14 protein-coding genes are annotated in these 14,554 nt (G+C 68.1%); 8 read left to right on the forward strand and 6 right to left on the reverse strand.

The annotated features are described in order from the left end of the window. Positions 1-61: 61 nt before the first annotated feature. Positions 62-523 (forward strand): nuclear transport factor 2 family protein, encoded by a 462-nt coding sequence (locus tag AC5Y5V_RS14845; protein ID WP_499936381.1) that lies wholly within the window; start codon positions 62-64, stop codon positions 521-523. Here AC5Y5V_RS14845 and AC5Y5V_RS14850 read toward each other — a convergent pair. From AC5Y5V_RS14850 to AC5Y5V_RS14860, 3 genes are all read right to left on the reverse strand, one after another. Further along, a complete protein-coding gene (locus AC5Y5V_RS14850) occupies positions 513-1,586 on the reverse strand; it encodes an alpha/beta hydrolase (RefSeq protein ID WP_499936385.1) in 1,074 nt (357 codons plus the stop codon). The genes AC5Y5V_RS14845 and AC5Y5V_RS14850 overlap by 11 nt on opposite strands. A gap of 72 nt (positions 1,587-1,658) precedes the next feature. Further along, the gene (locus AC5Y5V_RS14855; protein ID WP_499936388.1) at positions 1,659-2,396 is read right to left on the reverse strand and encodes a DJ-1/PfpI family protein; all 738 of its coding nucleotides are present in this window, start codon (positions 2,394-2,396) and stop codon (positions 1,659-1,661) included. A 21-nt stretch (positions 2,397-2,417) separates the two neighbouring features. Beyond that, positions 2,418-3,368 (reverse strand): GlxA family transcriptional regulator, encoded by a 951-nt coding sequence (locus tag AC5Y5V_RS14860; protein ID WP_499936390.1) that lies wholly within the window; start codon positions 3,366-3,368, stop codon positions 2,418-2,420. Positions 3,369-3,496: 128 nt separating this feature from the next. Between AC5Y5V_RS14860 and tpx the strand changes: the two genes are divergently transcribed. Continuing rightward, positions 3,497-3,991, forward strand: coding sequence for a thiol peroxidase (gene tpx / locus AC5Y5V_RS14865; protein WP_499936392.1), 495 nt, complete (start codon positions 3,497-3,499; stop codon positions 3,989-3,991). A 47-nt stretch (positions 3,992-4,038) separates the two neighbouring features. On the opposite strand, the gene AC5Y5V_RS14870 is transcribed toward tpx, so the two are convergent. From AC5Y5V_RS14870 to AC5Y5V_RS14880, 3 genes are read right to left on the reverse strand one after another with little or no spacing between them, the layout of a single operon-like run. Next, positions 4,039-5,109, reverse strand: a complete 1,071-nt coding sequence (locus tag AC5Y5V_RS14870; protein WP_499936395.1) for an acyl-CoA dehydrogenase family protein — start codon at positions 5,107-5,109, stop codon at positions 4,039-4,041. 1 nt (position 5,110) lies between these two features. Continuing rightward, positions 5,111-6,340, reverse strand: coding sequence for an acyl-CoA dehydrogenase family protein (locus AC5Y5V_RS14875; protein ID WP_499936399.1), 1,230 nt, complete (start codon positions 6,338-6,340; stop codon positions 5,111-5,113). A 12-nt stretch (positions 6,341-6,352) separates the two neighbouring features. Continuing rightward, positions 6,353-7,303, reverse strand: a complete 951-nt coding sequence (locus AC5Y5V_RS14880; protein WP_499936401.1) for an enoyl-CoA hydratase — start codon at positions 7,301-7,303, stop codon at positions 6,353-6,355. A gap of 236 nt (positions 7,304-7,539) precedes the next feature. On the opposite strand from AC5Y5V_RS14880, the gene AC5Y5V_RS14885 reads away from it, so the two are divergent. The 6 genes from AC5Y5V_RS14885 to AC5Y5V_RS14910 form a co-directional block, all read left to right on the forward strand. Next, positions 7,540-8,649 carry an LLM class flavin-dependent oxidoreductase gene (locus AC5Y5V_RS14885; protein ID WP_499936404.1) on the forward strand — a complete coding sequence of 370 codons (1,110 nt, stop codon included), beginning with the start codon at positions 7,540-7,542 and terminating at the stop codon, positions 8,647-8,649. A gap of 4 nt (positions 8,650-8,653) precedes the next feature. Continuing rightward, positions 8,654-11,170, forward strand: coding sequence for an FAD-binding oxidoreductase (locus AC5Y5V_RS14890; RefSeq protein WP_499936406.1), 2,517 nt, complete (start codon positions 8,654-8,656; stop codon positions 11,168-11,170). A gap of 13 nt (positions 11,171-11,183) precedes the next feature. Continuing rightward, on the forward strand, positions 11,184-12,245 hold the full coding sequence (locus AC5Y5V_RS14895; protein WP_499936409.1) for an alpha/beta fold hydrolase: 1,062 nt from the start codon (positions 11,184-11,186) through the stop codon (positions 12,243-12,245). Then, on the forward strand, positions 12,245-13,294 hold the full coding sequence (locus tag AC5Y5V_RS14900; RefSeq protein WP_499936411.1) for a 3,4-dihydroxy-2-butanone-4-phosphate synthase: 1,050 nt from the start codon (positions 12,245-12,247) through the stop codon (positions 13,292-13,294). The genes AC5Y5V_RS14895 and AC5Y5V_RS14900 overlap by 1 nt, the downstream gene beginning before the upstream one ends. Beyond that, complete coding sequence (locus AC5Y5V_RS14905; RefSeq protein WP_499936413.1) at positions 13,281-14,051, forward strand: SDR family oxidoreductase; 771 nt, start codon at positions 13,281-13,283, stop codon at positions 14,049-14,051. The genes AC5Y5V_RS14900 and AC5Y5V_RS14905 overlap by 14 nt, the downstream gene beginning before the upstream one ends. 143 nt (positions 14,052-14,194) lie before the next feature. Then, positions 14,195-14,554 (forward strand): DUF222 domain-containing protein (locus tag AC5Y5V_RS14910; RefSeq protein WP_499936417.1); only part of this gene is annotated, 360 nt, incomplete at its 3' end.

The following is a 14,554-nucleotide window of genomic DNA, read 5'->3' on the forward strand; positions in this document are numbered from 1 at the left end:
TGCGCAGCAACTTCGCGCGGACTGGTCCCAACTCGGTGGGCCACGCCCTACTGTGTCGATTATGGGCACGTTCACCAGGGCTGAAATCGAAGAAGCCGTCAGGCACTACACGACCGTCGCCGCGGAGTGCTCCGCCTCCGGTGACTGGAATCCCTTTGCCGACCTCTTCACCGAAGATGTCGTCTACACCGAACACCATTACGGGGTCTTTCACGGGCGAGAGGCGGTGCGGGACTGGATCGTCGGGGTGATGGCGCCGTTCCCGCACATGCGCTTCCCCAGCGACTGGGTCGCCTACGACGAGGACAACGACGCAGTGGTCATGATGATCAGGAACCTGCTCGACCACCCGACCGACCCCAACGGTGAACCCTTCTGGTTCCCGAACTGGACGCGGCTGGTTTACGCCGGCAACGGCCTGTTTTCCAGCGAGGAAGACATCTACAACCCCAACCGCGATGCGCCGCGGGTCGTCGGCGAGTGGCTGCAGGCAGGCGGCACGCTACGTTCGCCTATCGGCTGACCGATCTGAGCGGCGCGGCCGACGCCTTGGTGGCCGTGCGGACGAACTGGGCGATGTAGCGCAGCGAGCGGTCGGCTTCCGGGACAAGCCCGGCCGCGATCTGGAAGCCGTGCAGTTGTCCCGGCCAGATCCGCACCTCGACCGGCACACCGGCATCGGCCAGGCGGCGTGCGCCCAGACGCGCGTCGTGCAGCATGACTTCCGAACCCGACACGTGGATGAGCGTGGGCGGGAGCCCGGATTCGACGCGGTCGAGCGGCTCGATGACGTCTTCGGCGGCACCGTCGACGACGCGGCGGGCGGCGGCCTTTTCGATGAGACCGTTGAGGAAGTCGAAAACCCCGGCCGCGAACAGGGAATCGGTCGCGATGTTGGCGTGGGCCTGCTTGGCTTCGGCGCGCAATTGCAGCAGCGGTGACATGGCGACCAGGCCGGCCGGTCGTTCGCCGTCGGTCAGCAGCCGCTCGGCCAGTGCCAGCGAAAGGTAGCCGCCGGCGGAATCACCCGCGACGACGATCTGGTCCGGCTGGTAGCCGATCTCGCGCAGCCAGTAGTAGCCGTCCTCGCAGTCGTCGATCGCCTGGCCCAGCGAATGCTTGGGCAGTAAGCGGTAGTCCACCATCAGCACCGGCGCGTCGGCGTACCGCGACAGAATCGACACGAGCCGGACGTGCGTGTGGTTGCCGCCGGCCAGGAAAGCGCCGCCGTGCAGGAAGAGGATGACACGGCCCTTGCCATTGGCCGGTCGCACGCCCTTGGCCCGGACCAGTTCGGCGCCGCAGTTCGCCAGCTCCACCGTGGAGCGCACGGTTCCCGGCGCGGGCACCAGCGCGCGGGCGACGAAATCGAGTGCGCCGTAGGGCCACGGAACCGGCAACTGGCTGCCGAACGACAGCGCCGGGCGGATGGCGAGCTTTGCGCCGAACGAGAGCAGCCGACCGGCCAGACTGGGGGCACCTTCGACAACCTCAACCGGGTCGCCGTCGTCGAAGCGGGAGCCGCGTCCGTTGGGCGAGCACTCGTCGCTGGTGTAGGGGGTTTCCCAAGTGGCTAGCGTGGTCATGCGCCTATGTTTGTTAAGCCACCTAAAAGAATCCTTGGAACGCAGCTAGCAGCCCCGCCGAGCCGGGGGATCTCAGGCGTTCACCGGCTGCCGTTTGCGCCGCCGCGACCGGGCCGCGTTCAGCGCCTGCTGCCACGCCAGCATCGTCGTGGCCTTGAGCGTGGCCGGTGTGACGCTTTCTTTGGACAACAGCGCCGTGGCGGCCGCCTTCGTCGACGTCCTGGCCTTGGACATGTGACCGGAGTCGAACGGCGGCTGCGGGTCGTATTCGATGGCGAGCTGGATCGCCTTGGCGCGGGCCTCGCCGCCCACCTGTCCGGCCAGCCACAGCGCGAGGTCGAGCCCCGCGGACACGCCCGCGCTGGTGATCACGTTGCCTTCCTGCACGATGCGCTCGTCGCCGACGGGCGTGACGCCGAACGCCTTCAGCGCGGGCAGCGCGATCCAATGCGACGTGGCGCGCCTGCCCTCGAGCAGGCCGGCGGCCGCCAGGATCACCGAGCCGGAGCACACCGACGTGGTCCAGCTGGCGGTCCGATGGGCCTGCCGCAGCCACTCGAGCAGCTTCTCGTCACGTGCGTGCACCGGCGTCGCGGGTCCGCCCGGCACCAGAATCACATCGGGAGAAGGTGTTTCGGCCAGCGAGTGCGTGGCGCCGAGCACCAGCACACCGGAGTCGGCGGTGATCGGTCCGGATTCGTGCCACACGAAGCGCACGTCGGCCTGCGGCAGCTGCCGCAGCACCTCGTAGGGACCGATCATGTCCAGCGCGGTGAACCCGGGGTAGGCCACGAAGGCGATTTGCGTCATTAGTTGTCTTCCTTTCTCGTGTCAGGCGAAGGCTTTGCGGTACTGGTCCGGCGAGATGCCGACACGCCGAATGAAGTTGCGCCGCATCGTTTCCGCGGTGCCGAAGCCACATCGGGCGGCGATCACGACGACGGTGTCGTCGGACTCCTGCAACTGCCGGCGTGCGGCCTCGGTCCGGATGCGTTCGACGTACTGGCCGGGCGCTTCGCCGACCTCGTCGGTGAACACCCGGGTGAAGTGGCGGGGGCTCATCGCGGCCCGTCGGGCCAGGTCGTCGATGCTGTGCGCGGCACCCGGTTGGGCCTCGATGGACTCCTGCACCTCGCGGATGGGGGCACGCTTGGCCCGCGGCATCCAGACCGGCGCGGCGAACTGCGTCTGGCCGCCGGGGCGGCGCAGATACAGCACCAGCCAGCGGGCGACGGTCTGCGCGACCTCGGTGCCATGGTCGTCTTCGACCAGCGCGAGCGCGAGATCGATGCCCGAGGTGACACCGGCGGCCGTCCACACCGTCTCGGAGCTGCGGATGAAGATCGGGTCCGGATCGACGTCGATGCTGGGAAACTCGTCGGCCAGCCTGGCGGCGAAAGCCCAGTGCGTAGTCGCGCGTCGACCCTCCAGCAACCCCGCCTCGGCCGCCAGAAAGGCGCCCGTGCAGACCGTGACGACGCGCCGGGCGGTGCGCGCGACGGCCTTGATCCAGCTGACCAGTTCGGCGTTGGAGCGCGCCGCGTCGACGCCGATACCGCCGGGGATCACCACGGTGTCGACCGGATCGTCAGGAGCCGGCAGCGGATCCGCCACGAAGGCCAGGCCGCTCGGGCTGGTCACCGGGAGGCCGCCGGGTGAGGCGAAGACGACGTCGTAGGCGCCGTTGGTCAGCAACGATGCGCCGCTGAACACCTCATGCGGGCCCACCACGTCGAGCGCCTGCACACCGGGGAAGCCGAGCATGACCACCTTGCGCACCATGAACTCAGTGTTGGCCGGCCACGCCATGTCGTCTACGCCATGCACCCCACAATTTGGGACATCCGTCGGGTGGCCACGCAGGCGGACCTGGCCGTCGGACGCGTGCCCGGCCTTGGCAGACTGTCCGCATGGCACAGATAACCTTGCGCGGAAATGCGATCAACACCGTCGGCGACCTGCCCGCTGTCGGGTCCCCGGCCCCCGGCTTCGGCCTGACCGGCGCGGACCTGGGAACCGTCAGCAACGACCAGTTCCGCGGCAAATCCGTGTTGTTAAACATCTTTCCGTCGGTTGACACGCCGGTGTGCGCGACCAGCGTGAAGACCTTCAACGAGCGCGCCGGCGCGACCGGTGCGACGGTGCTGTGCGTGTCCAAGGACCTGCCGTTCGCCCAGAAGCGGTTCTGCGGCGCCGAGGGCACCGAGAACGTCCAGACCGCGTCCGCGTTTCGGGACAGCTTCGGCGAGGACTACGGCGTCACCATCGCCGACGGCCCGATGGCGGGGCTACTGGCCCGCGCGGTCGTGGTGATCGGCGCCGACGGGAACGTCGCCTACACCCAGCTCGTACCGGAGATCGCCGAAGAGCCCGACTACGACGCCGCCCTGGCCGCTCTGAGCTAGTTGCGGGCCTAGCTGTACTGAGTGTGCGGCACCTCTGCGTCGCCTCGCTACAGCCCGGCGCGGTCCGCGAGCAGCGCCCGGTGCTGCGCGCTACTGCCGAACAGCGCCTCGGTGGTCTTCGCCCGGCGGTAGTACAGGTGCAGGTCGTGCTCCCACGTGAACGCGATACCGCCGTGCACCTGGATGGCCGAGGTGGCACACAGCGCAAAAGTTTCGGCGGCTTGCGCCTTGGCCAATGGCGCGGCGATGGGCAGCTCGCGCCCGTCGGCGGCGCTCATGGCGGCGAACATCACCGCCGCCCGGGTCGCATCGATCTCGATCATCATGTCGGCGCACAGGTGCTTGACCGCCTGGAAGGATCCGATCGGCCGACCGAATTGCTTTCGGCTGCGGGCATATTCGACCGCCATCTGCAGACACGCCTCCGCTCCGCCGAGCATCTCGGCGGCCAGCAGCACCCGCGCCACGTCCAGCACCCGCTCGACGTCGTCCGGGGAGCCTGCCGCCAACTCCTCGGCGGGGGCCTGGGTCAGCCGCAGCCGGGCCACCGGTCGGGTGAGGTCGAACGACGGCAGCCGCTCGACGGTCACCCCGGGGGCATCGGCGGCGACTATGTGCAGCGCCACGACGTCGTCGGCGACGGCGGGTACCACGAACAAGCCCGCCACATGCCCGTGCAGGACGAGGCCGCACTCACCGGTGAGCGCGCTGCCCCCGGCAATCCGATTCGCCCGCACCGTCGCCGCCGACGGGTCGGCCATCGCGCCGATGACTTCGCCGGACAGCAGGCCGGAGAGCAGGCGCTTGCGCTGCTCGTCGTCGCCGGCCCGCAGCACCGCCTCGATCGCAAACGTCGTCGCGGCGAAGGGAACCGGGGCGAGCACCCGGCCGAGCTCGTCGAACGCGATCGCGGTCTCGACCAAAGACGCGCCCACACCGCCGTATTCGGCCGGGGTGTGCAACGCGGGCAGTTCCAGCTCGGCGCACAGCCGATGCCAGAGCCCGTCGTCGTGCCGGTCGGCCGCCGCGCGCATCCGCGCCGACGGTCCGCGGCTGCCGAGGAATCCACGCAGCGCCGCGCGGAAGTCGTCCTGCTCGATTCCGTACCGAAAGTCCATGTCAGCGAGCGACTTCCACACGCGGCTCCTTCGGCAGCCCCAGCAGTCGCTCACCGATCAGGTTGCGCTGGATCTGCGCACTGCCGCCATAGATCGTCGCGGCACGGGCGTAGAGCAGCTCGTCCATCCAGCACGCGGGGGAATTCGGGGTGCCCACCTGCGGCACCAGCCGGGCCCCGCCATTGCCGGGTCCGCGCGGACACACCGCGTCCGGACCCAGGATCTCGGCGGCCAGATCGGTGTAGCGCCGGAAGTATTCGCTCCAGATGACCTTCGAGATCGGGGCGTCGGCGCCCGGCAAGCCACCCTGCAGCGACAGGGTGAGGTCGCGATAGCCCCGGTACCGCATGATCTGGACCCGGGCATAGCACCACGCCAAGCCATCCCGGATGCGCGGGTCGGTGTGCACGCCGCGTTCGGCTGCCAGTTCGCACAGCCGCTCCAGGTCGCGGCCGAACTCGATGGCCGCGGTCATGACCTGCGACCCCCGCTCGAATCCCAGCACGGTCATCGCCGTCGACCATCCGTTGCCGACGCCGCCGACCACGTTGCCCGACGCGGTGCGGGCGTCGGTCAGGAAGACCTCGCTGAACGACGCGTGCCCGGCCGCGTTGACGATCGGCCGAACCGTCACGCCGGGCTGGTCCATCGGCGCCAGCAGCAATGACAGGCCACGATGTTTGGGCGCCTCGGGATCGGTGCGGACGAGCAGGAAGATCCAGTTCGCGGTGGGCCCGGCCGACGTCCAGATCTTCTGTCCGTTGATCACCCACTGCCCTGCGTCGAGGACGGCGCGGGTGCGCACCCCCGCCAGGTCCGACCCGGCTTCCGGCTCGGAAAACCCCTGGCACCACCGATCCGCGCCGGACAGGATGCGCGGCAGGAAACGCGCCTTCTGCTCCTCGGACCCCAGCGCGATCAGCGTGTTGCCCAGCAGGTCGATACCCAGCAGGTCGTTCTCGTCACCTTCGGGCGCTCCCGCGCGGGCGAACTCCTCGGCGAGCACCACCTGTTCGGCGGGGGAGAGGCCACTGCCGCCGTACCGCTTCGGCCAGGACACCGCCATCAGTCCGTGGTCGGCGAGGCAGCGCCGCCACCGCCGTGCGAAGGCCGCCCGTTCGTCGGGGTCGAGGGCGCCGGGGCCCGACCAGCCGGCCGGCAGGTGTTCGGCCAGGAATTCGCGGATCCGGCCGCGGAAGGCCTCCGCTTGGAGTGGGTAGTCAACGTCCACGGCGTCGGCGGGTCAGGGTCGCTGCTTGACGGCGGGCAGGATCTCCGGCGCCGCGCGCCAGTCGTCGAGCCCGTTCTCCACCGTCCCGTAGGACAGCTTGCCGCCGGTGATCTCGCCCCAGTGGGCGTGGTTGAGCTGATGGATCTTGAAGCACGCGTCCAGCGCCGTGGTGAACCCCATGGCGTCGACGGACTGGTTCACCGATTCCTTGATCAGCAGCGCCGGCATCGTCGGCACCCTGGCGATTCGCCGCGCGAATTCGATTGTGCTGTCTACCAATTCGCCTGCCGGAAAGACCTTGCTGACCATCCCGAGCCGGTGGGCTTCGTCGGCGCCCAGCGAGTCGCCGGTGAGCAGGAGTTCCTTGGCCTTGCGCGGCCCGAACTCCCACGGGTGACCGAAATACTCGACGCCGCACATGCCGAGCCGGGTGCCGACGACGTCGGCGAACACCGTCTCCTCGCTGGCGACGATCAGGTCACAGCACCACGCGAGCATCAGGCCGGCCGACAACACGGTGCCATGCACCTGGGCGATGGTGATTTTGCGCAGATTGCGCCACCTCTTGGTGTTCTCGAAGTAGTAGTGCCACTCCTGCCGGTTGCGCGACTCCACGCCGCCGAAGGTGCCGCCGTTGCATTGATAGGTGGGGTGCTGCTCCGGCCCCGGCGCGCGCTCGCGGACGTCGTCGACGGAGCCCAGGTCGTGGCCGGCCGAGAAGGCGGGGCCGGCTCCGCGCAGGATGACGACTCGGACCGTGTCGTCGGCCTCGGCGAGCTCAAATGCCGCACCTAACTCCACCAGCATTCCGCGCGTCTGGGCGTTGCGTTGTTTCGGACGGTCGAGGGTGATCGCCGCGATGCGACCGTCGTCGATCGTGTCGTAACGGACGTAGTCGAAATCCGGTGCGGTCTGCTCCCCGTCGGACCTGCGATCAACCGGCCTGACCCCGGTGACGCTCATGGCGGCTCCTTAGTGCTCGTTGCGCGCGTTACGGGTGACGTGTGCGAGGTTACGCGGCGTTCCGTCAACATGTCCATAGCCAATACGGCCTGATCCGCCGAGTGCTCACATAAAAACCCAAGCAAAATGGCTCTTGTAAGTAGCAAAGTATCTTGCTAGTACTGTGGTATACCTACTTCAGACGTCATCGCAGGGTGCCGGAGAGCCGGCCCGGGCACAACCGAGAAGGGTTGAAAATGGAGATCGGAATTTTCCTCATGCCGGCTCACCCACCGGAGCGGACGCTGTATGACGCCACCCAGTGGGACCTCGACATCATCGAGCTGGCTGATCAGCTCGGCTACGTCGAAGCGTGGGTCGGCGAACACTTCACCGTGCCGTGGGAACCCATCTGCGCACCGGATCTGCTGCTCGCCCAAGCGCTGCTGCGCACGTCGCGCATCAAGCTCGCGCCGGGCGCCCACCTGCTGCCGTACCACCACCCGGTCGAACTCGCCCACCGCGTAGCGTATTTCGACCACCTGGCGCAGGGTCGCTTCATGCTCGGCGTCGGCGCCAGCGGCATCCCCGGCGACTGGGCCCTGTACGACGTGGACGGCAAGAACGGCGAGCACCGCGAGATGACGCGCGAGGCGCTCGAGATCATGCTGCGCATCTGGACCGAGGACGAGCCCTGGGAGCATCGCGGAAAGTACTGGAACGCCAACGGAATCGCGCCGATGTTCGAGGGGCTGATGAAGCGCCACATCAAGCCGTACCAGAAGCCGCACCCGCCCATCGGGGTAACGGGATTCAGCGCGGGCTCGGAAACCCTGAAGCTGGCCGGTGAACGCGGTTATCTACCAATGAGTCTGGACCTCAACACGGAGTACGTTGCCACACATTGGGATGCGGTGCTGGAAGGCGCCGAACGCAGTGGCCGCACCCCGGATCGCCGCGATTGGCGCCTGGTGCGTGAGGTGATGGTCGCAGAGACCGACGAGCAGGCATTCCGCTACGCCGTGGACGGCACGATGGGACGCGCGATGCGCGAATACGTGCTGCCGACGTTCCGAATGTTCGGCATGACCAAGTTCTACAAGCACAATCCCTCGGTGCCCGACGACGACGTCACGCCGGAATACCTGGCCGAGAAAACGTTCGTGGTCGGGTCGGTGGAGACTGTGGTGGACAAGCTCGAGGCCACTTACGACCAGGTGGGCGGGTTCGGCCACCTGCTGGTCCTCGGCTTCGACTACCGGGAGAACCCCGACCCCTGGAAGGAGTCGCTGCGGCTGCTGGCCGAGGAGGTCATGCCAAGACTCAACGCTCGCATCGCCAAGAAACCTCTGGCGCTGGTCGTCTAGCGCCATGGCGGATCGTCAGGTCACCGTCGGCTATTCGGACGGAACACACAAGGCGATGCCGGTGCGGCCGGACCAGTCGATCCTGGACGCCGCCGAGGAACACGGCGTCGCGATCGTCAACGAATGCCAGAGCGGCATCTGCGGCACGTGCGTGGCCACCTGCACCGCGGGCCGCTACGAGATGGGCCGCACCGAGGGCCTGTCCGACGTCGAGCGGACAGCGCGAAAGATCCTGACGTGCCAGACCTTTCCCGAGTCCGATTGCCGGATCGAGCTGCAGTACCCGGTCGACGACAACGCCGCCCTGCTCGTCACCGGCGACGGCCTGGTGACGGGGGTCGATCTGGTGTCGCCCAGCACGGCCATCCTGCGGGTGGACGTCTCGGGCATGGCGGGCACGCTGAACTACAAGGCCGGGCAGTTCGCCCAGTTGCAGGTGCCGGGCACCGACGCCTGGCGGAACTACTCCTACGCGCACCCAGCGACCGAGCACGGCGAACTGGAGTTCCTCATCCGGTTGCTGCCCGACGGCGTGATGTCGAACTACTTGCGCGAGCGCGCGCAGCCGGGTGACCGGATCGCGTTGCGCTGCAGCAAGGGCAACTTCTACCTGCGTCCCGTCGTGCGACCGGTGATCCTGGTGGCGGGCGGCACCGGTCTGTCGGCGATCCTGGCCATGGCCCAGAGCCTGCCCGCCGAGCCCGGCCGGCCGGTCTACCTGCTGCACGGGGTGACCGGCGCCGAAGACCTCTGCAAGCTCGACGAACTCACCGAGCTCAGGCGTCGCGTAGCGGGCTTGGAGCTGCATGTGATCGTCGCCCGCCCGAACCCCGGATGGGACGGGCCGACCGGCCTGGTCACCGACCTGCTGGATCCACGCATGCTGGCCGACGGCGACGCCGACATCTATCTCTGCGGCCCCGCCGCGATGGTCGAAGCCACCCGAACGTGGCTGGACAAAAACGGCTTCCACGGCGTGGGCCTGTACTACGAGAAGTTCGTCGCCACCGGGGCCGCGCGACGACGGACCCCGGCGCGCGTCGACTATGCGGCCGTGGACGTCGCCGCGGTCCGCCGGCGCGGCCGGGGGACCGCGGTGGTGATCGGCGGCAGCATCGCGGGGATCGCCGCGGCCAAGGTGTGCAGCGAAACCTTCGAGCACGTCATCGTGCTCGAGAAGGACGACCCGCACCGCCGCCGGGAGGGCAGGCCGGGCGCCGCGCAGGGCTGGCACCTGCATCACCTGCTGACCGCCGGCCAGATCGAGTTGGAGCGCTTGTTCCCCGGCATCGTCGACGACATGGTGCGCGAGGGCGCCTTCAAGGTCGACATGGCCGCGCAGTACCGGATCCGCCTGGGCGGCACCTGGAAGAAGCCGGGCACCAGCGACATCGAGATCGTCTGCGCCGGGCGGCCGCTGCTGGAGTGGTGTGTGCGGCGACGGCTGGACGACGAGCCGAGGATCGACTTCCGCTACGAGTCGGAAGTCACCGACCTGGTCTTCGACCGCGAGAGCAACGCCGTGATCGGTGTCGCCGTCGGACCGGACGCGCAACTGATACCCGCCGAGTTCGTCGTGGACGCGTCGGGCAAGAACACCCGCGTGCCGGAGTTCCTGGACCGCATCGGGATTGGCGCGCCGGAGGTAGAGCAGGACATCATCAACTGCTTCTATTCGACGATGCAACACCGGGTTCCGCCCGAACGACAGTGGCAGGACAAGGTGATGGTGATCTGCTACGCGTACCGCCCGTTCGAGGACACCTACGCGGCGCAGTACTACACCGACAGCACGCGCACCCTGCTGTCCACCTCGCTGGTGGCATACAACTGTTATTCGCCGCCGCGCACGGCCAAGGAGTTCCGCGAGTTCGCCGATCTGATGCCGTCACCAGTCGTCGGGGAGAACATCGACGGGCTGGAACCGGCCTCCCCGATCTACAACTTCCGCTATCCCAACATGCTGCGCCTGCACTACGAGAAGAAGCGCAACCTGCCGCGGGCGCTGCTGGCCGTCGGCGACGCTTACACCAGCGCGGACCCCGTCTCCGGGCTGGGTATGAGCTTGGCGCTCAAGGAGGTTCGCCAGATGCAGGTGCTGCTGGCCAAATACGGCCCAGGGCACGGCGATCTGCCGCGCCGCTACTACCGGTCGATTGCCAAGATGGCCGACACCGCCTGGTTCGTGATCCGCGAGCAGAACCTGCGGTTCGACTGGATGAAGGACGTGGACAAGAAGCGCCCCTTCTATTTCGGCGTGCTCACGTGGTACATGGACCGGCTGCTGGAGTTGGTGCACGACGACCTGGACGCCTACCGAGAGTTCCTGGCCGTCGTCCACCTCGTCAAACCGCCACTGGCGCTGATGAAGCCGGGGATCGCCGGTCGGGTCATCGGCAAGTGGGCGCGCACCCGGCTGTCGGGTGAGAAGACGTTGATCGCCCGCAACTACGAAAACCGCGCGCTGCCCGCCGAACCCGAGAATCAGCTCGTGGGTGCGGTCGCCGGTGACGTGAATTAGGAAAGAGGCCAACATGCTTCACCGGATCTTGAATTGCCGGGGCACCCGCATCCACGCCGTCGAGGCCGGCCCACCCGGAACCGACGGGCCCTTGGTGGTGCTGGTGCACGGATTTCCGGAGTCGTGGTATTCGTGGCGCCATCAAATTCCCGCGCTCGCCGAAGCCGGTTACCGAGTGGTGGCGATCGACCAGCGCGGCTACGGGCGTTCGTCGAAGTACCGGGTGCAGACCGCCTACCGCATCAAGGAATTGGTCGGCGACGTCGTCGGGGTCCTGGACGCCTACGGGGCGGATACCGCCTACGTCGTCGGGCACGACTGGGGCGCACCGGTCGCATGGACGTTCGCCTGGCTGCACCCCGAGCGCTGCGCCGGAGTCGTCGGGATCAGCGTTCCGTTCGCGGGCCGCGGCGTAATCGGGTTGCCAGGGAGCCCTTTCGGTGAGCACCGGCCCAACGACTACCACCTGGAGCTCGCCGGTGAGGGCCGGGTCTGGTACCAGGACTATTTCTCCGCGCAGGACGGAATCATCGCCGAGATCGAAGAGGATGTGCGCAGCTGGCTGCTAGGGCTGACGTACACCGTCTCCGGCGAGGGGATGATCGCGGCGACCAAGGCGGCCGTCGATGCGGGCGTCGACCTGGCCGCGATGGACCCGATCGACGTGATCCGGGCGGGCCCGCTCTGCATGGCCGAAGGGGCACGGCTCAAGGACGCGTTCGTGTATCCGGAGACGATGCCCGCGTGGTTCAGCGACGCCGACGTCGATTTCTACACAGGCGAATTCGAGCGATCCGGCTTCGGCGGGCCGCTGAGTTTCTACCACAACATCGACAACGACTGGCACGACCTGGCCGACCAGGAAGGCAAGCCGCTCACCCCGCCGGCGCTGTTCATCGGCGGCCAGTACGACGTCGGCACCACGTGGGGCTTCGAGGCCGTCAAGCGCGCCGACGAGGTCATGTCGGATTACCGCGGCACGCACATGATCGCCGATGTCGGGCACTGGATTCAGCAGGAGGCTCCCGGGGAGACCAACCGGCTGTTGCTCGATTTTCTTGGCGGGCTGCGTTAATGAAGACGACCGACCTACGGGTGCGTCGTGCCATCACCGCGATGGCCATGGGGCAGGCCGTCGTCCTGACCGACGGCACCGACGGGGACGGCTTTCTGGTGTTCGCCGCCGACGCCGCGACCCCGCGGCTGCTGCACTTCACCATCCGCCACACCTCGGGTTATGTCCGAGTCGCGTTGCCGGCCAAAGAATGTGCGCGGCTGAACCTCCCGCCCATGTGCCACGGCGATAGTGCGGACTGCGTGTCGGTGGACGTCCGCGGAACGGGCACCGGAATCTCGGCCGCCGACCGGGCGCGGACCATCGCCGCCCTCGCGTCGGGTAGGTCCGCGGCCTCGGACTTCCAGCGGCCGGGTCACGTCGTACCGCTGCGCGCCCACCACGACGGGGTGCTGGGCCGCCGCGCCCCGGGCGAGGCTGCCGCCGATCTGGCGCACCTGGCCGGCCGCGGAAAGCCCGCGGCGCTATGCGAAATCGTGTCCCGACGCAATCCGACCCTGATCGCCCGCGGCGCCGAGTTGGTCGAATTCGCCGTCGAACATGGCCTGGCCGTGGTCTCCATCGCCGAACTGGTGGCCTACCGGCGCCGGACCGAACCCCAGGTTGTCCGCCTGGCCGAAACCGTCCTGCCCACCTGGGCCGGCAAGGCGCGGGTCATCGGGTTTCGCGACATGTCTGGCGGCGGTGAGCATCTCGCGCTCATCGTGGGCACCGCGGGCGCGGGCGTGCCGGTGCCGCTGCACGTCCACACCGAATGTCTGACCGGAGATGTGTTCGGATCGAAGGCGTGCCGCTGCGGCGCGGAACTGAGTGGGGCGCTGGCTCGGATGTCGGCGCAGGGCAGCGGCGTGGTCGTGTACCTGAGGCCGGCTGGACAACCGCGCGCCTGTGGTCTGTTCGCCGCCGCTGAGACAGCTGAGACATCCGACGTCCTCGGCTGGATCCTGCGCGATCTCGGGGTGTATGCCCTGAAACTGTCCGACGACATGCCAGGATTCGGTCTGGTCCTGTTCGGCGCCATCCGCGAGGTAATCCATGAGGCATCCTGACCTTGCGGGCAAAGCCGCGATCGTTACCGGGGCCGGTGCCGGCATCGGCCTGGCGGTGGCGCAGCGCCTCGCCACCGAGGGCTGCCAGGTGCTGTGTGCGGACATCGACTCTGCCGCAGCCGATGCCGCCGCCCTGAAGATAGGCTGCGGCGCGGTTGGTCATCAGGCTGACGTCAGCGACGAGGAGCAGGTCATCGGCATGGTCGGGGCCTGTGTCGACGCGTTCGGCGGGGTGGACAAACTGGTCGCGAATGCCGGTGTCGTGCACTTCGCTTCGCTGATCGACACCACCGTCGAGGACTTCGATCGCGTCGTCGCCATCAACCTGCGTGGGGCCTGGCTGTGCACCAAATACGCGGCGCCACGGATGATCGAGCGCGGCGGGGGAGCGATCGTCAACATGTCCTCGTTGGCCGGCCACATCGGGGTGAGCGGCAGCGCGGCCTATGGCATGTCCAAGGCGGGAATCAGCCACCTGAGCCGTGCCACCGCAGCGGAACTGCGCTCAGCCAACATTCGCGCCAACTCGTTGCTGCCGGCGTTCGTCGACACCCCCATGCAGCAGACCGCGATGACCATGTTCGACGAGGCGCTCGGCGACGGCGGCGCACGCGCTCTGATCGCCCGGCTGCAGGGCCGGATGGCCGCACCGGAGGAGATGGCCAGCATCGTGGCTTTCCTGCTGTCCGACGATGCGTCAATGATCACCGGCACCACGCAGATCGCCGACGGCGGAGCCATCGCCGCGCTGTGGTGAGCGCGCGGGAACCCTGGTCCCGCGAGCAGACGCAAGAGCCGCCTTGGGCCCTTTCGGGGGGCGTTTGCGTCTGCTCGCCGGGGGCTGGAACCCCCTGCGCCACTGTGGGTTTCTTGTCGGTGGGTGTTCCTAGACTGTGGGGCATGGCAGCGAGCACGCGTGAGGAGATCGTGGAGGTCTTCACCGCGCTCGATGCTCAGATGGAGCGGCTGTGCGAGCTGACTTTTGACGTGTTCACCACCCCCGAGTTGATGCGGGCCATGGAACGCCTGGAGATCGTCGCGCGGCGCCTGCGTGCACCCCAGCACGCGGTGATCAACCAACTCGCCGCCCAGGCCGGACAGGACGAACTCGGCGGGACACTGTGCGCGGCGACCGCGGATCGGCTACGCATCACCAAAGCCGAGGCCTCACGACGGATCGCCGAAGCCGAAGACCTCGGTGCGCGCCGCGCCTTAACCGGCGAAGCTTTAGCCCCGCGGCTGGAAGCCACCGCACAGGCG

The sequence above is a fragment of the Mycobacterium sp. NGS68 genome (assembly GCF_059812195.1).

Excerpts from the sequence above, each read along its gene's own strand:
- AC5Y5V_RS14845 (WP_499936381.1), top strand. The coding sequence starts at position 62 with ATGGGCACGTTCACCAGGGCTGAAATCGAAGAAGCCGTCAGGCACTAC.
- AC5Y5V_RS14870 (WP_499936395.1), bottom strand. The coding sequence starts at position 5,109 with ATGGACTTTCGGTACGGAATCGAGCAGGACGACTTCCGCGCGGCGCTG.
- AC5Y5V_RS14900 (WP_499936411.1), top strand. The coding sequence starts at position 12,245 with ATGAAGACGACCGACCTACGGGTGCGTCGTGCCATCACCGCGATGGCC.
- AC5Y5V_RS14895 (WP_499936409.1), top strand. The coding sequence starts at position 11,184 with ATGCTTCACCGGATCTTGAATTGCCGGGGCACCCGCATCCACGCCGTC.
- AC5Y5V_RS14850 (WP_499936385.1), bottom strand. The coding sequence starts at position 1,586 with ATGACCACGCTAGCCACTTGGGAAACCCCCTACACCAGCGACGAGTGC.
- AC5Y5V_RS14860 (WP_499936390.1), bottom strand. The coding sequence starts at position 3,368 with ATGGTGCGCAAGGTGGTCATGCTCGGCTTCCCCGGTGTGCAGGCGCTC.
- tpx (WP_499936392.1), top strand. The coding sequence starts at position 3,497 with ATGGCACAGATAACCTTGCGCGGAAATGCGATCAACACCGTCGGCGAC.
- AC5Y5V_RS14855 (WP_499936388.1), bottom strand. The coding sequence starts at position 2,396 with ATGACGCAAATCGCCTTCGTGGCCTACCCCGGGTTCACCGCGCTGGAC.
- AC5Y5V_RS14885 (WP_499936404.1), top strand. The coding sequence starts at position 7,540 with ATGGAGATCGGAATTTTCCTCATGCCGGCTCACCCACCGGAGCGGACG.
- AC5Y5V_RS14890 (WP_499936406.1), top strand. The coding sequence starts at position 8,654 with ATGGCGGATCGTCAGGTCACCGTCGGCTATTCGGACGGAACACACAAG.
- AC5Y5V_RS14880 (WP_499936401.1), bottom strand. The coding sequence starts at position 7,303 with ATGAGCGTCACCGGGGTCAGGCCGGTTGATCGCAGGTCCGACGGGGAG.
- AC5Y5V_RS14905 (WP_499936413.1), top strand. The coding sequence starts at position 13,281 with ATGAGGCATCCTGACCTTGCGGGCAAAGCCGCGATCGTTACCGGGGCC.